Genomic DNA, 19,975 nt, shown 5'->3' with positions numbered 1-19,975 from the left:
CGGCGGATCAGTGCCATGGAAGCGGTGCTCGGGCATCTGCGCGGCGCCATCGAGCGCGGCGAGTACGCGATCGGCGACAAGCTCCCCTCCGAGGCCGAGCTGTGCCGCACCCTCGAGGTCTCCCGCCCCGTGCTGCGCGAGGCCCTCAGGGCCCTGCAGACCATGGGGCTGACCGTCTCCAAGACCGGCAAGGGCACCTTCGTGGTCGCGAGCGCCGTCGAGGACCCCACGTTCGGCGACTACGCGGCGAGCGACCTGCTGGAGGTGCGCCGCCATGTCGAGATCCCGGTCGCCGGGTACGCGGCCCGGCGCCGCACCGCGGAGAACCTCGACCACCTGGCCCACCTCCTGGACCGGATGGAGCGGGAGACCGACACGACCGCGTGGGTCGCGATGGACACGCTGTTCCACCTCGGCGTGGCCGAGGCCGCCCAGAACCCGGTCTTCCGCCGGGTCATCGAGGAGATCCGCGACGCACTGGCCCGCCAGTCGGCGTTCCTCAACGAACTGGGTGGCCGGCGTGAGCAGTCCAACCGTGAGCACCGCGCGATCGTCGAGGCGCTGATCGACGGTTCCGAGACCGACGCGGTGGAAGCCATGGCCCACCACCTCGACCGCGTCGAGACGACCCTCACCGACATCGTGCGCCCGCAGGGCGCGGACACCCCCCTGGAAGGCGGACCCGAGGCGTGAGCGAGCAGCACCTCCAAGAGGCGACCCGCAAACAGACCGCGCACGTCGACGCCGGAGACGCCGGCTACAGCAAGTCCCTGAAGTCCCGGCACGTCAACATGATCGCCATCGGCGGGGCCATCGGCACCGGCCTCTTCCTCGGCGCAGGCGGCCGCCTCGCCGACGCCGGGCCCTCCCTCTTCGTCGCCTACGCGGTCTGCGGCCTCTTCGCCTTCCTGGTCGTCCGCGCGCTCGGCGAACTCGTCCTGTACCGGCCCTCGTCCGGTGCCTTCGTGTCGTACGCCCGTGAGTTCCTCGGTGAGAAGGGCGCCTACGTCGCGGGCTGGATGTACTTCCTCAACTGGGCCACCACCGGCATCGCCGACATCACCGCCGTGGCCGTCTACACCCACTACTGGGGCATGTTCTCCGACATCCCGCAGTGGGTGATCGCGCTCGTCGCGCTCGCCGTCGTCCTCACCGTGAACCTCATATCCGTGAAGATGTTCGGCGAACTGGAGTTCTGGTTCGCGATCATCAAGGTCGGCGCGCTCGTCGCCTTCATGCTCATCGGCATCTTCCTGCTGGTCACCCAGCACCCGGTCGACGGGCACCAGCCGGGCCCGTCCCTGATCACCGACAACGGCGGCGTCTTCCCTCACGGCCTGCTGCCCATGCTGCTGATCATCCAGGGCGTCGTCTTCGCCTACGCCTCCGTCGAGCTGGTCGGAGTCGCGGCGGGCGAGACCGAGAACCCCGAGAAGATCATGCCGAAGGCGATCAACTCGATCATGTGGCGGGTCGGTCTGTTCTACGTCGGCTCGGTCGTCCTGCTGTCCATGCTGCTCCCGTGGAACAAGTACACCGCCGGCGAGAGCCCCTTCGTGACCGTGCTGTCCAACATCGGCATCCCGGCGGCCGGCGGCGTGATGAACCTCGTCGTCCTCACCGCGGCCATGTCCTCGCTCAACTCCGGCCTGTACTCCACCGGACGCATCCTGCGCTCCATGGCGATGTCCGGCTCCGCCCCGAAGTTCACGGGCGTGATGAGCCGCAGCCAGGTGCCCTACGGCGGCATCCTGCTCACCAGCGGCATCTGCGTCCTCGGCGTCGGCCTCAACTTCGTCGTCCCCGCCGACGCGTTCGAGATCGTGCTCAACTTCGCCGCGATCGGCATCCTCTCCACCTGGGGCATGATCATGGTCTGCCACCTGGTGTTCTGGCAGAAGACGCAGAAGGGCGAACTGTCCCGCCCCTCCTACCGGTTGCCGGGCTCCCCCTGGACCGAGCTCGTGACGCTGGTCTTCCTCGCCTCCGTCCTGGTCCTCATGTACGCCGACGGCGGCGCCGGCCGCACCACCGTGCTGTGCCTCCCGCTGATCGGCGGGGCGCTGGTCGTCGGATGGTTCGCCGTCCGCGGCCGTACCGCGCGCAAGTCCACCACCGGAGCCGGCGCGTGATGCACGCGCCGGCCGACCACACCCAGGCAGTGATGCACAACAGTTCCGTCGCGGACGCACCCCTGATCCGTGAGCCCCTCCACGCTCCCGTCGCCCACCTCATACGCGGCGGGGTCGTGGAAGGCATCCACTACGGCTCCGTCGTCGTCCTCGACGCCGACGGCCAGGTCCACTTCCAACTGGGCGACATCGAGGCCGCCTTCTACCCCCGCTCGGCCCTCAAGCCGGTCCAGGCCGTCGCCATGGTCCGGGCGGGACTCCCGCTCGACGGCGAGCTGCTCTCGCTCGCCGCGGCCAGCCACTCGGGCGAGGAACGCCACCTCGCCGGTGCCCGGCGGATCCTGGAGCTCGCCGGACTCACCGAGGACCACCTGCGCAACGTCACCGACCTGCCCTTCGATCCGGTAGTCCGGGACGACTGGATCCGGGACGGCAGGATGCCCTCCCGGCTGGCCCAGAACTGCTCCGGCAAGCACGCGGCCATGCTGTACCTCTGCAAGCTCAACGGCTGGTCCCTGGACGACTACATCGACCCCGGGCACCCGCTCCAGCAGGCGATCGCCGAGATCGTCGAGGACCTCACCGGGCAGCGCGTCGCGCGGGTGACCGTCGACGGTTGTGGTGCGCCGCTGTTCTCCGTCTCGCTGCACGGCCTTGCGCGTGCCGCCGCCCGGATCACCACGGCCCCGTCCGGCACCCCGGAGTCGCGTGTCGCCGACGCGATGCGCGAGCACGCCGAGATGGCGTCCGGGTCCGGCCGGGACGTGGCCGCGCTGATGCGGGCCGTGCCGGGCCTGCTCGCCAAGGACGGGTTCGAGGGCGTCCAGGTCGCGGCCCTCCCGGATGGCCGCGCGGTCGCCGTGAAGATCGCGGACGGGGCGAACCGGGCGCGCGTGCCGGTCGCCGCGGCGGCGCTTGCCCGGGCGGGTGTCGACCCTCTGGCGCTCGCCGAGTTCGCGGGGGAGCCACTGCTCGGCGGCGGCGAACCGGTCGGCTGGGTACGCCCGGTACGGGCGCTCGACCCCGTGACGTTGTCGGCCTGCGCCTGATGGCAGGTCGGCTGAGCGACGTCGGGGTGACTGTGTTCGACCGGCTGCGTCGGGTCTGGTCGCGCAGTTCCCCGCGCCCCTAGGGGCGTCCGCCGCGGCCGGTGTCGTATCGCTCGGCCTGCCCAGGTACCGCCGGACCCGTACCGTCCGCCACTTCCTCACCCTCCCCCTCAGAAAGAGGACCCGCACCCTCATGTCCGCCATCACCCGCACCGAGCACGACCTCCTCGGCGACCGTGACGTCCCCGCCGACGTGTACTGGGGTGTTCACACCCTGCGCGCCACCGAGAACTTCCCCATCACCGGCACCCGGATCTCCGCCTATCCGCACCTGATCGACGCCCTCGCCGCCGTCAAGGAGGCCGCCGCCCTCGCCAACGAGGAGCTCGGCCTGCTGGAGCCGAGGAAGGCCGCCGCCATCGTCGAGGCCTGCCGCGAGATACGTGACGGCAAGCTGCACGACCAGTTCGTCGTCGACGTCATCCAGGGCGGCGCCGGCACCTCGACGAACATGAACGCCAACGAGGTCGTCGCGAACCGGGCGTTGGAACTGCTCGGGTACGCCAAGGGGGAGTACCGGCACCTGCACCCCAACGAGGACGTCAACCTCGGCCAGTCCACCAATGACGTCTACCCGACCGCCGTCAAGATCGCGACGGTCTTCGCGGTACGTGGACTGCTCACGGCGATGTCCGTACTGCAGGACGCCTACGCCCGCAAGGCCGTCGAGTTCCGCGAGGTCCTCAAGATGGGCCGTACACAGTTGCAGGACGCGGTGCCCATGACGCTGGGGCAGGAGTTCTCCGCATACGCCGTCATGATTGACGAGGACCGCAGCCGTCTCGCCGAGGCCGTCGAGTTGATCCATGAGATCAACCTGGGCGCCACGGCGATCGGCACCGGCCTCAACGCACCCGCCGGGTACGCCGAGTCGGCCCGCCGCCACCTCGCCGAGATCACCGGCCTCCAGCTGGTCACCGCAGCCAACCTGGTCGAAGCCACTCAGGACTGCGGCGCGTTCGTCCAGATGTCCGGCGTGCTCAAGCGGATCGCCGTCAAGCTCTCCAAGAGCTGCAACGACCTGCGCCTGCTGTCCTCCGGGCCGCGCGCCGGCCTCGGCGAGATCAACCTGCCGCCCGTGCAGGCCGGTTCGTCCATCATGCCCGGCAAGGTCAACCCGGTGATCCCCGAGGTCGTCAACCAGGTCGCCTTCGAGGTGATCGGCAACGACGTCACCATCACCATGGCCGCCGAGGCCGGACAGCTCCAGCTGAACGCCTTCGAGCCGATCATCCTGCACTCCCTGTCGGAGTCCATCACCCACCTGCGTGCCGCCTGCCTCACCCTCGCCGAACGCTGTGTGGACGGCATCACCGCCAACACCGAGGCCCTGCGGGCGAGCGTGGAGAACTCCATCGGCCTGGTCACCGCCCTCAACCCGCACATCGGGTACACGGCCGCCACCGACATCGCCAAGGAGGCCCTGGCCACCGGCCGGGGCGTTGCCGAGCTGGTCCTCGAGAAGGGTCTGCTGCCCGCCGAACGCCTGGCGGACCTGCTCCGCCCGGAGGTGCTCGCCGGCAGCGGCACGGCGCCGGCCGTCTGACGAACGGCACCCGCGGGTGCGACACCGGCGTGCCGCGCCGGGCCGACACGCGGTGTCGTCACACCAAGGGATGAACCACGCCGGGGTGGTGCGCCCTTCACATCCGAGTGGTGACGGGATGGCGGGAGGCAGTCGCCCTCGTGCGGTACCGGCTGATCGGCCCAGCCCGTGTCGCCACACTCCGGAAAGTGCTATTTACGCTCATATGCTGAATTACGCGGCCCTCGAAAAGGGTCGTCTCCTGACCCGGTGAACGATCCCCGTACACCCTGCGCCGGGCGGAGCGATGGAATCCCTTCGGCGAGTCCAGGAGAATTCATGCGTGTGGCCGTGACAGGTGGCGGCGGTTTTCTCGGTTCGCATCTATGCGAAACACTCCTTCGGCGCGGTGACGAGGTCGTGTGCTTCGACGACTTCTCGACCGGCACTCCCGCGAACATCGCGACCTTTCTCGGAGACCCGGCTTTCGAACTCGTCCGCGGTGACGTCAGCCGGTCGGTCGAGGTGTGGGGGACCGTCGACGCGGTCGCCCATCTGGCCAGCCCCGCCTCGCCTCCCGACTACCTCGCCCGTCCGCTGGAAACGCTCGCCGTGGGCAGCCGCGGCACGGAGAACGCCCTGCGACTGGCGGCACGCCACGACGCCCGCTTCGTCCTGGCTTCCACGAGCGAGGTGTACGGAGACCCCGAAGTGCACCCCCAGGACGAGACGTACTGGGGCCATGTGAACCCCATCGGCCCGCGCAGCGTCTACGACGAGGCGAAAAGGTTCTCCGAGGCGCTGACCCAGGCCTACCGGACGAACCGCGGAACGAACACGGGAATCGTACGGATCTTCAACACCTATGGTCCGCGCATGCGCCCGCACGACGGCCGCGTCGTCTCCAGCTTCGTCGTCCAGGCGCTGGCCCAAGAGCCGTTGACCGTCTACGGCGACGGAAAACAGACCCGCAGTTTCTGCTACGTCGACGACCTGGTGCGCGGAATCGTCGCCATGATCGACCATGACGAACCCGGGCCGGTCAATCTCGGCAACCCCGTCGAACTGACGGTTCTGCAACTCGCCGAACTGGTCCTGAAACTGACGGGATCCCAGGCCGACGTCCAGTTCCATCCGCTGCCGGTCGACGATCCGACCCGCCGTCGGCCGGTGATCACCCGGGCGGCGCAGCGCCTGGGCTGGAGCCCCGAGGTGAGCATCGAGGACGGTCTGCGGCGAACGGTGGACTGGTTCGCCGCCCGTCCGGACGACATCGCCGCCGCTCTCACCGCGATCCGGGGCGGGCAGCCGGGCGGCGTCGTCACCGCGGAGTCCTGCCCGGTCGGCGCGACCACCGCCGCGTCGTGACCCAGACGGATCCCGGCCACGCCCGCGGCACCGCCCTGGACGGTGGTCCGGGCCTGCCGGACACCGACGGCGCGACGCTGAGGACCCACCTGTGGGTCATCTCGTCGGGCAACGTCGTCGACGTAGCGTCCGACGGACCGGTCTTCGGCAAGCCACGCAGACCGGTCACGCCGGGGCCCGCGTCCTGGATTCCCCGGCTGGGACGCCTGGACCGGATGAAGGTGTCCCTGCTCGCGGTGTGCTGGTGGACCGCCCTCGTCTGCTTCTGGGCGTGGTGGCTGCGCCCGGAACACCGGGTCGGCTGGGCGGGATTCGTGGTGAACAGCGCCCTCCTGCTGTACCTGTCGGTGCTGCCGCTGTACTTCGTCGTCGTGATGGTGCGACTGCGCACCTTCGACCCGGCCGTCGAGGTGCCCCGGCTGCGGACCGCGTTCGTCGTGACCCGGGCACCGTCGGAGCCCTGGCGGGTCGCCCGCACCACCCTGACCGCGATGCTGCGCCAGGACTTCCCGCACCCCTACGACGTATGGCTGTGCGACGAGGACCCGAGCCGCGAGATCCTGGACTGGTGCGAGGCCAACGCCGTGCGGGTGTCCTGCCGCCGCGGTGTCGCGTCCTACCACCGGGACGCCTGGCCCCGTCGCACCCGGTGCAAGGAGGGAAACCTCGCGCACTTCTACGACCGCTGGGGATACAGCGACTACGACGTGGTCGCCCAGCTCGACGTCGACCACGTGCCCCACCCCCGCTACCTGGCGGAAGTGGCCCGGCCCTTCGCCGATCCGGCCGTGGGCTACGTCGCAGCCCCCAGCGTGTGCGACGCCAACGCCCGCACATCGTGGTCGGCACGCGGACGGTTGCACCGCGAGGCCACCTTCCACGGACCGATGCAACTGGGCCACTCCGACGGTCTGGCACCGCTGTGCATCGGCTCCCACTACGCCGTACGGACCCGGGCCCTGCAGGACATCGGCGGGCTCGGCCCCGAGCTGGCCGAGGACTTCTCGACGACGTTCCTGATGAACTCGGCGGGCTGGCACGGGGCGTTCGCCATCGACGCGGAGGCGCACGGCGACGGCCCCCTCACCTTCGCCGCCATGGTGACGCAGGAGTTCCAGTGGTCGCGGAGCCTGGTGTACATGCTGCTGGGTATGCTCCCGAAGCATCTGCGGCGCATGCCCGGCCGGCTGAGGGTCCGGTTCGCGTTCGCCCTCTCGTACTATCCCCTGCTCGCGCTGACGACCACCGCCGGCCTGCTGCTGCCGCCCATCGCCGCGGTCACCGGCCACCCGTGGATCAACGTCAACTACGTAGCGTTCCTCCTGCACTTCTGGGCCATGTCGTTCTTCCTGATCCTGCTCACCGTGCTGCTCCGCAGGCGCGGCCTGCTGCGGCCCGTCGACGCGCCGCTGCTGAGCTGGGAGGGCTGGCTGTTCGGGCTGACCCGCTGGCCGTACGTGGCCTGGGGAGCCGCGGCCGCACTGACGCAGCGCCTGCGGCCGCGGCAGGTCGTCTTCAAGGTGACGCCCAAGGTCCGTGACGGCATGGAGCCGTTGCCGATGCGCCTGATGCTCCCCTATCTGCTGATCACCACCGTCCTGTCCGGCGCGGCCGTGATCGGCCAGCTGACCGGCCCCGCGATCGGCTACGTGTTCCTGTGTCTCCTCGGCTCCCTCGCCTACGCGCTGGTGACCCTCGCCGTCAGCGTGCTGCACATCCGTGAGACCGCGAGGTCCGCGGGTGTGGGCGCGCACCGGGCACTGCGGACGGCGATCCTGCCGCTGACCTCGGGGCTCGTCGCGCTGGTACCGCTGGTTTTCGCACTGCTGCTGTTCCCGACCTATGTGCGGGGATTCCTTCCGGGCTGATGCCAGTGGCCGCCCGGAGCCCCGCCCGCAACGTCCCACTCCTTCCTGACGAAGAACGAGGTCCCCGATGCCCGAAACCGTCCTGGTGACCGGTGGCGCAGGCTTCATCGGCAGCCACACCTGTGTCGAACTGCTCGCCCACGGCTACGAAGTCGTCGTCGTCGACAACCACGTCAACAGCTCGCCCCACACCCTGGACCGCATCGCCAAGACGGCGGGTCGACCGCTCGCGGCCGCCTACCGGGTCGACGTGCGCGACCGGCAGGCCCTCTCCCGGGTGTTCGCCTCCCACCAGGTGGACGCCGTCATCCACTTCGCCGCCCACAAGGCGGTCGGCGAGTCGGTGAAGCTGCCGGTGGAGTACTACGACACCAACGTCGGCGGCACCTGCGCACTGCTGTCCGTCATGCACGAACACGACGTCCACCGGCTGGTCTTCTCCTCGTCGTGCTCCGTCTACGGCGATGCGCGGACGGTGCCCCTGAGCGAGCAGAGCCCGGTGGCACCCACGAACCCCTACGCCCGCACCAAGCTGATGTGCGAGCGGATCCTGGAGGACGTCTGCGCCCACCTGACGGACATGCAGGTGCTCGCCCTGCGCTACTTCAACCCCGTCGGAGCCCACCCCGGCGGCCTGCTCGGCGAGGACCCGCAGGGCGTCCCCAACAACGTCATGCCCTACGTCGCCCAGGTCGCCGTGGGCCGGCGGCAGGAGTTGAGCGTCTTCGGGCACGACTACCCCACGCCGGACGGCACCGGCGTGCGCGACTACATCCACGTCATGGACGTCGCCGAGGGACACCGGGTGGCCGTCGAGCACCTGAACGACCACACCGGTATGCGGGTGTTCAACCTGGGCACCGGCACCGGCACCTCCGTGCTGCAACTGGTCGCCGCCTTCGGCGAGGCGAGCGGCCGCCCCATTCCCTATCAGGTCGTCGACCGCAGACCCGGCGACGTCGCCGAGCTCGTCGCCGACGTGAGCGCGGTGGCCGAGGCCTGGGACTGGACCACCACGCGGGACCTCGCCGCCATGTGCCGTGACGCCTGGCGGTTCCAGGAACTCAACCCCCACGGTTACGCACGCTGATCCCGTCGACGTCGGCGGCCCCAAGACAGGAGAACCTCCATGCGGTTGACCGTCATCGGTACGGGCTACCTCGGAGCCGTGCACGCCGCGTGCATGGCGGACATCGGACACGACGTCCTCGGTGTCGACACCGACAGCCAGAAGATCGCGGCGCTCTCGACGGGCCGGGCGCCGTTCTTCGAGCCCGGCCTGCCGGAGATTCTCATCCGGAACACCCGGGCCGGGCGGCTGCGCTTCACCACCTCGCTTCAGGAGGCGGCCGACTTCGCCGACGTGCACTTCGTGTGCGTCGGTACGCCGCAACGCGCCGACTCCCTCGCCGCCGACCTGCGCCATGTGGAGGCGGTCGTCGACGGCTTGGCACCGCTCCTCACCCGCGACAGCCTGATCGTCGGAAAATCGACCGTGCCGGTGGGCACCACCCGGACGCTCGGCCGCAGGGTGACCGCACGGGTCCGCCCCGGCGTCGACGCCGAGATCGCCTGGAACCCGGAGTTCCTGCGCGAGGGACTGGCCGTCCAGGACACGCTGCGCCCCGACCGGCTGGTCGTGGGGGTCACCTCGCCGCACGCCGACCGGACGCTGCGCGAGGTCTACGAACCGATGCTGCGGGCCGGTGTCGCCTACGTCAGCACGGATCCCGCCACCGCCGAACTGGTGAAGGTCGCCGCCAACTCCTTCCTGGCGACGAAGATCTCGTTCATCAACGCCATGGCGGAGGTGTGTGACGCCTCGGGTGCCGATGTGGTGACCCTGGCCGACGCCCTCGGCCACGACGCGCGCATCGGGCGAGCCTTCCTGTCCGCCGGTCTCGGGTTCGGCGGCGGCTGTCTGCCCAAGGACATCCGCGCGTTCCTCGCTCGGGCCGAGGAACTGCAGGTGGGGGAGGCGGTGTCCTTCCTGCGCCAAGTCGAACAGATCAACCACCGGCAGCGTCGGCGGACGGTCGACCTGGCCCGCCATCTCCTGGGCGGTGATTTCACCGGACGGCGGATCGCCGTGCTGGGCGCCACCTTCAAGCCCGACAGCGACGACGTGCGCGACTCACCGGCGCTGGCCGTCGCCGCCGAGATCGACGCACACGGCGCCGAAGTGCGCGTGCACGATCCGGAAGGCATCGACAACGCGCGCGCGGTGCTGCCCGGACCGGCCTACTGCACGGACGTCATCGAGGCGTGCCGGGACGCGGATCTGGTGCTGCACCTGACCGAGTGGCGCCAGTACCGCGCACTCGACCCGGCGCGACTGTCCGAGGTGGTCCGGGCACCGCGGATGGTCGACGCCCGCAACGCCCTGGACCCCGTGGTCTGGCGGGCGGCCGGCTGGCACCTCCGCGCCCTGGGACGCCCGGTCCACGTCCCGCCGCCAGGCCCGGGCGACATCCTCCGGGTGACGATCCCTCAGGCGGCCGGACCGACCTGCACGGCTCCCACACCGGGCGATCCGCTCAGCGGCGCTCCCAAGTAGTCCACCTGCCCGGGGTCGATCCCCATGGCCCACAGGTCCACGGCGGCACCGGCCAGCTCGTGGACGCACCGCGCCGCCAGTGCGCTGCGTGTCGGTCCTCGGCCACGCAGGTCCGGGCCGACCACGGCCAGCGGGGCCGGGGCGAGGCAGGGGTCGCGGTCGGTGCCGGTGACCCGCGCCCCCAGCACCTCCTGACGCGTCACCTGGCGCCAGGAGGCCATGTCGCGGTACGCGCGCCCTCCCCACAGCAGGGCCCAGTCGCCCCAGCTGTGGTAGTCGTTGCCCTGCAACAGCACGGCCGAGGTGTCGAGGGGCCCCTGTGCCGCGACGACGGGAGAGCCGTCCGTGACCAACACGTTGTTGCGCACGGTGACGCCGCGCAGGCTGGGCTCGAGCCGGAGCGCCGGTGCGCGGACGGCGCCGTTCGCCGTGATCAGCACCGTGTTCTGGTAGATCGCGAGGTCGCCGACCCGCGTTCCGAGCGCGACGATGCCACCGTACTGAGGGAGCTTGCGACTGTCGTCGTGGCTGATGTTGTACCGGATCGTGTTGCCCGTGTGCGCCGTGTTCGGGGCGGCGGAGTACGCCAGGAAGCCCGAACCATCGTTCCGGTAGGCCAGGTTGTACTGCATCACCGAGTGGGACACGTTGTTGTCGAGGCCGAACCCGCCGCCGTCCACCATGGAGCCGGTGTGATTGCTGTAGGAGACGTTCCTCTGCAGCGTCATCCGCGTCGAGTCGTACGTCCAGATGCCCTCGGGGCCCTCGACGGCGGCCGGCGAGGACGAGATCCCGTTGTCGTGGCTGACGGACTGCTCCACGATGCCCCGGCGGACGCTGCCCAGGACGATGCCGCTGCCGGTGTTGCGGTCGGACGCCCGGGGGTCTCCGACATTCCGGTACGCCTCCACCCTCGACACCGTCACCCCGTCGTGCGCGTAGGCGGGCGCGTCCGCGGAGAACGGGGGACCGTCCGCCACGAGACCGGCGTCCTGGTTGTCGTGCAGCGCGCAGTCGCTGATCACCACGTCGCGAAAGCCGGATGCCTCGGTGCCGCCGTGCAGCCGGATGCCGTTGCGGAAGCCCGACACCTCGACACCTGAGACCCGGACGTACGGCAGCTTCCGGTCCCCGGGCAGGTCGCTGACGAAAGCGATGCCGTCCCGCGATCTGTGGGCCGCGGCGTCGCCGACCAGGCGCAGGTCGCGGACGACGACTCCGCTCGTGTTGTGCACCTCGATGGCGCGCGTGCCGCGGGCCGCGATCGTCGCACGGCCCTCGCCGTAGGAGTCGATCACGACAGGCTTGCGGGTGTTCCCGGCGTCCCCCGGGCCGATGCTCAGCCGGCCGGGGAACCGCGCGCCTGCTTCCAGCCGCAACCGGTCGCCCGGCTTGAACCGCAAGGCGTCGGCGCGCCGGAGCGTGCGCCAGGCGGTCTTCCGTGTCCGACCGTCGTCGCTGTCGTCTCCCTGAGGACTGAGATAGAACGTTCGTCCGTTCTTCGGGTTCTCCAGCAGGGGTACGTACGGGGTGGGCATAGCGCATCCGGCCAGAAGTACCGCCGTGACGCACAGGCCGGCCGCGCTGCTTCGCCGCAGCAGACCGGCGATCGCCCCGGTGCTTGACCTGCCGGCCGGCCGCTGATTGCCGATGGCTCCGTCGCCTACGTCGCGCTGACGCAACATCTCTCCTGTCTGCTCGATGGCCGAGCGGACCCCGATTCGCAGAGACCGCAGGCTTTCACCCTGACCTGCGAGTTCGGGATCGGCGGGCCAGCACGCGGAGTTCGGCCCAAGACATGCCTGATTGGCGGCCTGTCGCCGCCGCACACGGGGCCGGGCCCCGTCCCGCACGGCGGACGCGGAGCCCAAGGCGCCCCGGGGACGCTCCGGTGGCAGGCGTGCGGCATGATGACGATCATGTCCACGCTGTTCCAACCGGTCCTGGAGCGCATCGCCGCCGAGATAGAACGGACCCCCGGCCGTGGCCGGCCCGCCGACTACATCCCGGCGCTCGCGGCCTGCGACCCGCGCAGTTTCGGCATGGCCGTCGCCGAGCTGGACGGCACGGTGTACGGGGTGGGCGACTGGCGGGAGCCGTTCTCCACGCAGTCCATCACCAAGGTCTTCACGCTCGCCCTCGACCTGGCCCGCGAGGGCGACGAACTCTGGGAGCACGTGGGCCGCGAGCCCTCCGGCAACCCGTTCAACTCCCTGATCCAGCTGGAGTACGAGAACGGCATCCCGCGCAACCCGTTCATCAACGCGGGCGCCCTGGTGGTCACCGACCGCCTCCACACCCGTACCGGCGACGCGGCCGGCGAACTGCTGGCCTTCCTCCGCTCGGAGTCCGGCAACCCCACCCTGGACTTCGACCAGGAGGTCGCCGCCTCCGAGGCCGCGCACGGCGACCGCAACGCCGCCCTGGCCCACTTCATGGCGTCGTACGGCAACATCGGCAACCCGGTCCCGGTCCTGCTCGACCAGTACTTCCGGCAGTGCTCCCTCAGGGCCTCCTGCGCCGACCTCGCCCTGGCCACCACGTTCCTGGCCCGGCACGGCGTGCGCGCCGACGGCACGCGGCTGCTCACGCAGAGCCAGGCCAAGCAGGTCAACGCGGTGCTGCTGACCTGCGGGACGTACGACGCGGCGGGCGAGTTCGCCTACCGGGTGGGCCTGCCCGGCAAGAGCGGGGTGGGCGGCGGCATCATCGCGGTGGTTCCGGGGCGTTGCACCCTGTGTGTGTGGAGCCCGGGCCTCGACGAGCGAGGCAACTCGGTGGCCGGGGTCGCGGCCCTGGACCGCTTCACGACCCTGACAGGCGTGTCGGTGTTCTGACGGGTCTGCAACCCGGGAACACCGTCAGCGGCATCTCCCTCACATGCCGGTCACGCACGGGCCCCCACCCGGAGACGGGTACGTTGCTTTCCGGCCACTCGACGTTGACACGCTTCCCGAGTGCTGGCCATGGCTTTCCCCGTCGATCTCCGTCGCTGTCAGGTACTCGGCCTGGCCGGTACCGCCTTTCTCGCGGCGGGAGGTGAGACCGCGGGAGCCCTGCCGGTGCGTGAACTCCTCGCTCCGACCTCCGTGCACGCCGTGCTCGGTCTGGTCGGCGCGTACTTCGGCGTTGTCCTGCTGATCGCGGCCTGGGCTCTGCTCGGGCGGCTGATCCACGGATCCGAGCCGCCCGGCCCGCGCGCGGTGATGGGGGTCCTGGTGATCTGGGCGGCACCGCTGCTGCTCGCGCCCCCGCTGTTCAGCCGGGACGTGTACAGCTACCTCGCGCAGGGCGCCATGGTCGACGCCCACATGGACGTCTACGCGCACGGCCCCGCCCGGCTCGGCGGTCCGCTCGCCGCCGAGGTCTCCCCGCTGTGGCGGCACACCGGAGCCCCGTACGGTCCGGTCTTCCTCGGCGTGGCCTCCGCGCTGTCCGGACTGACGCGGGGCGAACTTCCCGCCGGTGTCTTCGGGATGCGGCTCGTCGCGCTGCTCGGCGTCGGACTGATGGCCGCCGCCCTGCCCCGGCTCGCCCGGCACAGCGGCGCCGACCCGGCCGCAGCGCTCTGGCTGGGTGCCCTGAACCCGCTGGTTCTGCTGCACCTGGTCGCGGGCGCCCACAACGACGCCATCATGCTCGGTCTGCTCGGCCTCGGCCTGGTCGCGGCTCTGGGCCGGTGGCCGGCGCTGGGCGCCGTCCTCGTCACCCTTGCCGCGCTGGTCAAGGCACCCGCCCTGCTCGGACTCGCCGCGGTCGTCGTCCTCCAGGTGCGGGCGGGCCACGGTCGTACGAAGGCCGTCGTCACCACCGCGCTCGCCGCGTCGGCCACCACGGTCGCCGCGACCGCCGTGGCCGGCACGGGATACGGCTGGGTAGGTGCCCTCGACACCCCCGTGTCGCCGCAGAACTGGGCCCTGACCAGCCTGCTCGGCCGCGCGACCCGGGCGCTGCTGGAGCGGCTCGGCAGCGATCTGGCGCCCCTGGCGATCCCGGTGTGGCACGCTTTCGGGATCGTGGCGGCCGTGGTCGGCGTCCTGGTCATATGGCTGCGGCTGCGTCCCCGGCCGGTGTACGCGCTGGGTCTGAGCCTGGCGACCGTGGCCGCCCTCGGCCCGGCGATCCGCCCTTGGTACGCCCTGTGGGCACTGTTCCTCATCGCCGCCGCCGCGCCCAGCGCGCCGGTGCGGCACCGGGTGGCCGCCGTGACGGGTGTGCTCGCGCTAGCCACTCTGCCCAGCGGCGGCCCGGCCGACACCGGGCAACTGGTCCTGGCGGTCTGCGGCGGTCTGCTCGCCGTGGTCGTCCTGTGGCAGGTCCATCAGACGGCACCGGCACCCGCCACGGCGCCGGGGCGTGCGGCATGATGCCGGCCCGCACCGACCGAGCGCGGCTGCTGTTGGTGCTCGTGCTCGCCGCCGTCGTGAGCGTGTTCACCGCGACCGTGCCGCTGCTGCGCGACTGGTTCGACCTGCGCGTCTACCACGGGGCCGTGGACGGCTGGATCCATCACGGCGGACGGATCTACGACTACCGGGTGCCGGGGACGGCGTACGGCTTCACCTATCCACCGTTCGCGGCCGTCGCCATGCTGCCGATGTCGATGTTCGATCTGCGGGCCGCGATCGCCGTCGCGTTGCTGCTGAACATCGCCGCCCTGGCCGTGGTGCTGCGCATCCTCACCGGGCCGGCCTGGCGGCGCTACGGCTGGTTCGGCTGTGCCCTCGGCGCCTGTGCGCTCGCGCTGTTCGAACCGCTGCGCGACACCATCAGCTTCGGTCAGGTGAACCTCCTGCTGCTGGCTCTCGTACTCGCCGACGCCCGGCTGCTCGCCACCGGCCGGGACCGCTGGGCGGGGGTCGGGATCGGTCTCGCAGCAGCGGTGAAACTCACGCCCGCCCTCTTCATCGGACTGCTGCTGCTCGCCCGGCGTTGGCGGGCCGCCGCGGTCGCGAGTGCCGCCACCGCCGCGGCGACGGCTCTCGCGGCCTGCGTGGCGCCCGAAGCCTCGCGCTTCTACTGGACCGAGGCGATGTGGGACACGACCCGGGTGGGGCGTCTGGACTACGTCTCCAACCAGTCGCTGCAAGGGGTCCTGGCCAGACTGGGTGAACCGGACCGCGCGGTGTGGGCCGTGGCGGTTCTGCCGGTCCTGTGCGTGTGGGTGTTCCGCGCCCGCAGGGCGGCCGCCAAGGGGGAGTGGACGACCGCGTTCGCCCTCACCGGCCTGACCGCCTGCCTGGTCAGCCCGATCACCTGGGTGCACCACCTCGTCTGGCTGCTGCCGTCCTTCGCGGTCCTGGTCCGTGCCGGGCACCGGCGGATCGCGGGCGCCCTGTACGCGGTGCTGTGCACCAGCGTGGTCTGGCTGTGGTTCGACGACGCCTCCGGCGTCGGCGGATTCCTCGGCGGCAACGCCTACACCTGGATCACGCTCGGACTGCTGCTGTGGCTGCCGGTCGGTCAACTCCCTTCAACAGCAACGGTTTTGGCGCGCAGCACCAGTGCGACGGCACCGGCAGCCAGCGCGGCGACACCGGCGATCGCCCCCCTCCGCGGCCAACGAGGCCCGGCGTCCCTGGCGGGCAGCGCAGCGGCGGGCAGCGCGGTCGGGCCGGAGCGGGGCTTCGCCCTGAGCGCGTCGAGCGACCCCACCGGTTCCACTCGCCCGGCGGCGGAAAAACCCCAGTCGAGCAGCTCACGGGCCTCCTCGTACACGGCGAAACCGCCGCCCGACTGAGGGTTCATCACCGTCACGACGAGCGTGCGCCCGCTCCGGTGGGCGGCGGCGACGAGTGTGTTGCCGGCCTTGCTCGTGTAGCCGTTCTTGACGCCGATCAGTCCCCGATACCGCCGCACCCCGTCGTCTCCGGTCAGCAGCCGGTTGGTGTTCCGGATCGGGTACGACCGTCCGCCGCGGTCCGGGAACCTGGCCTCGACCGTGCCGCAGTACCGTGTGAACTCCGCGTTGCGCAGTCCCGCCCGGCCGAACACCGCGAGGTCGTAGGCCGAGGACACCTGGCCAGGCATGTCGTACCCGTCCGGAGACACCACCCGCGTGTCCCGGGCGCCGAGGGCACGGGCCTTGGCCTGCATTCGCGCGGCCGTGGAGCGCCAGCCGCCGTTGAGCTCGGCCAGCACGTGCACGGCGTCGTTGCCGGAGTTGAGGAACACCCCGCGCCACAGGTCGGCGACCCGGTACGTGCGGCCCTCGGACACTCCGACCAGACTGCTGCCGGAGCCGATCCCGGTCAGCTCCTTCTTGCGGACCGTGTGCCGGATGCCGCGCGGGAGGGCCGGCAGCACGGTGAGGGCGAACAGGGTCTTCAGGGTGCTGGCGGGCGGCAGCCTGCGGTGCGCGTTGTGTGCGGCGAGCACCTCGCCGGTGCGGGCGTCGGCCACCAGCCAGGAGAGCGCGGAGACCTCCGGAACCCCGGGCACCCCGGTGTGCGCCCGGACCGTGGTTCCGGAGCGGTACAGCAGGGCGGGCTGCGGGGTCACCGCCCGCGGTACGCCGGGCGTGGCGGGGTCCGCCCCGGTGTGTGCCGCCGCGACCGCGGGCGCGAGCAGGCTCGCCGCGCAGAGCGCACAGGCGGACAGGGCAGCCCGGGAAGTAAATCCGATCGTCATACCGCAAACGTAGGAACGAAGTCGCCGAACACGGCGCTGCCCGGGCCGAGCGGGGCCGGTGAGTACCCGGATGCCGCATGTCGGGGATGCCGTCCCGGAGCGGTTCGTCAGTCGACGGGCAGTGTCGGCTGGATGCGGCGCAGAAACGTCGCGTTGTCCGGCGTTGCGCGCATCCGCTCCAACAGGGTCTCCATGCCGGGCCGGCCGTCGCGGGACTGCAGGGCTCGGCGCAGGCCGCGCACGGTGGTCAACTCGGCCGGGGACAGGAGGAGTTCCTCCCGGCGGGTGCCGGAGGGATTGATGTCGACGGCCGGGAAGACGCGGCGGTCCGCGAGGTCGCGGCTCAGACGCAGCTCCATGTTGCCGGTGCTCTTGAGCTCCTCGAAGAAGAAGTCGTCGGCGCGCGAACCGGTCTCCACCAGCGCGGTGGCGAGGATGGTGAGCGAGCCGCCTTCCTCGGCCAGGCGGGCGGCACCGAAGAACCGCTTGGGGCCGATCAGCGCGGTCGCGTCGACACCGCCGCTGAGGGTGCGGCCACCGGCGGCGGCCGCGTTGTTGTGGGCGCGGCACAGCCGGGTCAGGGAGTCCAGCAGGATGACGACGTCCTCGCCCGCCTCGACGAGCCGCTTGGCCCGCTCGATGACGAGTTCGGCGAGGGCGATGTGCTGCCTGGGCGTCTTGTCGAAGGTCGAGGCGTACACCTCGCCGCGCACGGAGCGCCGCATGTCGGTGACCTCCTCGGGGCGTTCGTCGAGCAGCACCACCATCAGCCGGGCCTCGGGATGGTTGCCGGCGACGGCGGCCGCGATCTGCTGGAGGAGGACGGTCTTGCCGGTCTTGGGCGGGGCGACGATGAGCCCGCGCTGCCCCTTGCCGAGGGGGGCGATCAGGTCGGCGACACGGCCGGTGAGCCCGGCCGCCGGGTGTTCGAGGCGCAGCCGCTCCTGCGGGTGCAGCGGTGTGAGGTCGCGGAAGTGGCGACGGCCCCGCTGCTCCTCGGGACTGCGCCCGTTGACCCGGGCGACCTCGGTGAGGACCCGCTGGGCGGCGCGTACGCCGTCGACGTGGTCGCCCTTGCGCAGGCCGTACCGGCGGATCAGCTGGGGAGGGACCTGGAGGTCGGAGGGTGAGGGGTGGAGGTCCAGGGGGCGCAGGTGCCCCTTCCCGTTCGCGTCGATGTCGAGGACACCGGTGGCGACCCGGGCCGGGGCCTGCTGCTGGACAGGGGGGTGTTCGAGTGTGGTGGTCATGATGGGTGGTCCTTTCACGGACGGAAGTGCTCGAGGCGTGCGGAAGGAGGAAGGGGCGAGCCGCGAGGGGAGGCGGAGCGAAGACGCGCCTCGGCGGAGGGAACGCACCTCGGGTACGGCGAGTGAGGCCTTCGACGAGGTGGTGCTGGGAAGCCGATGAGCCGGCCGCGAAAACGGCGGGCGGTGTGGCTGGTTGAGAGAACTGGCACCGGCGCCCGGAACGGGCGTACACAAGTGCTAGCAGCAATGTACCACGCGGTGCGCGGTCAGCTCTGTGACGCGGGACTCAGTGGTCGGCCAGCAGGCCGTACAGCAGAGGGATGCGCGGCTCGGGGAGCCGCCACCAGCCGGACGGCGTACGGATCATCTGCGGCCAGCGCTGCCAGGGCAGTTCGTCGCTCTCCCGCAGGCGCCGGACGTTCAGTCCCACCCCCGTCAACGCGCCGATGACCTCTCCTATTCCGTGCATCCACTCGTAGCTGTCGGTGGCGCCCTCGACGGGCGGGCCGTCGGTGTAGGTGTGGGTCGCGTCCCGGCGCACGGGGCCCTCGCCGCCCAGGTAGTCGTGGCGCAGCAGCAGCTCGGGGCCCTCGCCGGGGGCGGGCTTGGGGCCCAGCGAGTTGAGCAGCGGATGGAACTCGACGATGTACAACCGGCCGCCAGGACGCAGGAGTTGGGCCACAACACCCGCCCAGCGCTCCAGGTCGGGCAGGTAGCACAGGGCGCCCTTGCCGGTGTAGACGACGTCGAACCGCCGTCCCTCCAGGGCCTCGACGGCGTCGTAGACGTTCGCGCACACGTATCCGACGTCGAGCCCGGCCCTGGCCGCGATGTCGTTCGCCGCCGCGACGGACGCCTCGGAGAAGTCGAGGCCGACGGCCCGCGCCCCGCGGCGGGCGAAGGCGAGCGTCTCCGTGCCGAGGTGACACTGGAGATGGAGCACGTCCCGGCCGGCGAGCTCACCCAGGTCGTCCCACTCGAAGGCGCCGAACCAGCGCTCGGGGTCGAGGTCCTGGTCGAGTCCGTAGAACCGGCTGGCGAGATGGACGGGGGTGCGGGCGTCCCAGTTCGCCCGGTTGGCCCGCATCAGCCGCTCGTGCTCGTCGGTGGTCATGACGGCATCCAACCGTGAACGGTCCCGGAGTACCAGCGGATACGAACCAACCCCCGACGGCCCTCGCCGACGCATTTTCTCCTTCTGGCCAAGGCCCTCCCTGTGCGAGGGACGTGCGCCGGGCCGGCCCGGCCGCCGTCGCCGTCGGTCTGACCGCCCTGCTCCGGGGCATCATCGAGGGCGGCGAGCGGGTGGGACCTGGACCCCTGCGGATCTTGTCGCTCGCCGCCGGGGCCGTCCTCGCGCTCGCCGGGATCTTCGGCTTCATCGACACCGCGTACTGCGTCCCGATCCGGCCCGGTGCCGTGATGCAGCGCCCTGACGGTACGCCTGAGAGGTCGGGACCCTTGTCCCGGCCTTTCGCGCGACGGTGGGTCGGCTCCCCCCCGGGCACTGACCAGCATTGTGGTGTGCGTCACAAA

Annotated in this window: 14 protein-coding genes and 1 pseudogene; 11 read left to right on the top strand and 4 right to left on the bottom strand. The window is 71.1% G+C overall.

The annotated features are described in order from the left end of the window. Positions 1-15 precede the first annotated feature (15 nt). From ACFWWR_RS19660 to ACFWWR_RS19625, 8 genes are all read left to right on the top strand, one after another. Entirely contained in the window at positions 16-693 is a 678-nt protein-coding gene (locus ACFWWR_RS19660) for a FadR/GntR family transcriptional regulator (protein ID WP_383863647.1), read from the top strand. Then, entirely contained in the window at positions 690-2,132 is a 1,443-nt protein-coding gene (locus tag ACFWWR_RS19655; protein ID WP_384304431.1) for an amino acid permease, read from the top strand. The genes ACFWWR_RS19660 and ACFWWR_RS19655 overlap by 4 nt, the downstream gene beginning before the upstream one ends. Positions 2,133-2,164: 32 nt before the next feature. Next, positions 2,165-3,181, top strand: a complete 1,017-nt coding sequence (locus ACFWWR_RS19650) for an asparaginase (protein WP_384304428.1) — start codon at positions 2,165-2,167, stop codon at positions 3,179-3,181. A 193-nt stretch (positions 3,182-3,374) separates the two neighbouring features. Continuing rightward, a complete protein-coding gene (aspA, locus tag ACFWWR_RS19645) occupies positions 3,375-4,787 on the top strand; it encodes an aspartate ammonia-lyase (RefSeq protein ID WP_383863488.1) in 1,413 nt (470 codons plus the stop codon). Between the two features lie 318 nt (positions 4,788-5,105). After that, complete coding sequence (locus ACFWWR_RS19640; RefSeq protein ID WP_383863485.1) at positions 5,106-6,134, top strand: UDP-glucuronic acid decarboxylase family protein; 1,029 nt, start codon at positions 5,106-5,108, stop codon at positions 6,132-6,134. Beyond that, entirely contained in the window at positions 6,131-8,002 is a 1,872-nt protein-coding gene (locus ACFWWR_RS19635; RefSeq protein WP_383863482.1) for a glycosyltransferase, read from the top strand. Before ACFWWR_RS19640 ends, ACFWWR_RS19635 begins: the two co-directional genes overlap by 4 nt. A 67-nt stretch (positions 8,003-8,069) precedes the next feature. Further along, positions 8,070-9,092, top strand: coding sequence for a UDP-glucose 4-epimerase GalE (gene galE, locus ACFWWR_RS19630; RefSeq protein ID WP_384304426.1), 1,023 nt, complete (start codon positions 8,070-8,072; stop codon positions 9,090-9,092). A gap of 39 nt (positions 9,093-9,131) precedes the next feature. After that, positions 9,132-10,559, top strand: a complete 1,428-nt coding sequence (locus tag ACFWWR_RS19625; protein WP_383863476.1) for a UDP-glucose dehydrogenase family protein — start codon at positions 9,132-9,134, stop codon at positions 10,557-10,559. On the opposite strand, the gene ACFWWR_RS19620 is transcribed toward ACFWWR_RS19625, so the two are convergent. Then, entirely contained in the window at positions 10,493-12,097 is a 1,605-nt protein-coding gene (locus tag ACFWWR_RS19620; RefSeq protein WP_383863473.1) for a right-handed parallel beta-helix repeat-containing protein, read from the bottom strand. The genes ACFWWR_RS19625 and ACFWWR_RS19620 overlap by 67 nt on opposite strands. A 369-nt stretch (positions 12,098-12,466) precedes the next feature. On the opposite strand from ACFWWR_RS19620, the gene ACFWWR_RS19615 reads away from it, so the two are divergent. From ACFWWR_RS19615 to ACFWWR_RS19605, 3 genes are all read left to right on the top strand, one after another. Next, positions 12,467-13,396 (top strand): glutaminase, encoded by a 930-nt coding sequence (locus ACFWWR_RS19615; protein WP_383863470.1) that lies wholly within the window; start codon positions 12,467-12,469, stop codon positions 13,394-13,396. Between the two features lie 129 nt (positions 13,397-13,525). Next, positions 13,526-14,926 carry a polyprenol phosphomannose-dependent alpha 1,6 mannosyltransferase MptB gene (gene mptB / locus ACFWWR_RS19610; protein ID WP_384304423.1) on the top strand — a complete coding sequence of 467 codons (1,401 nt, stop codon included), beginning with the start codon at positions 13,526-13,528 and terminating at the stop codon, positions 14,924-14,926. After that, a complete protein-coding gene (locus tag ACFWWR_RS19605; RefSeq protein WP_384304568.1) occupies positions 14,923-16,299 on the top strand; it encodes a glycosyltransferase 87 family protein in 1,377 nt (458 codons plus the stop codon). The genes mptB and ACFWWR_RS19605 overlap by 4 nt, the downstream gene beginning before the upstream one ends. Positions 16,300-16,358: 59 nt before the next feature. On the opposite strand, the pseudogene ACFWWR_RS19600 reads toward ACFWWR_RS19605, so the two are convergent. From ACFWWR_RS19600 to ACFWWR_RS19590, 3 genes and pseudogenes are all read right to left on the bottom strand, one after another. Further along, positions 16,359-17,189: pseudogene (locus ACFWWR_RS19600) on the bottom strand (D-alanyl-D-alanine carboxypeptidase family protein); the annotation flags it as partial. A gap of 107 nt (positions 17,190-17,296) precedes the next feature. After that, on the bottom strand, positions 17,297-18,439 hold the full coding sequence (rho, locus tag ACFWWR_RS19595; protein WP_383863464.1) for a transcription termination factor Rho: 1,143 nt from the start codon (positions 18,437-18,439) through the stop codon (positions 17,297-17,299). A 286-nt stretch (positions 18,440-18,725) separates the two neighbouring features. Beyond that, entirely contained in the window at positions 18,726-19,553 is an 828-nt protein-coding gene (locus ACFWWR_RS19590) for a class I SAM-dependent methyltransferase (RefSeq protein WP_384304421.1), read from the bottom strand. Positions 19,554-19,975 lie beyond the last annotated feature (422 nt).

The sequence above is a fragment of the Streptomyces sp. NPDC058678 genome, assembly GCF_042714835.1.
In the GTDB taxonomy this organism is placed as follows: domain Bacteria; phylum Actinomycetota; class Actinomycetes; order Streptomycetales; family Streptomycetaceae; genus Streptomyces.
The sequence above is the reverse complement of the archived record's forward strand: the minus strand, read 5'-3'. Positions and strand labels throughout refer to the sequence as shown.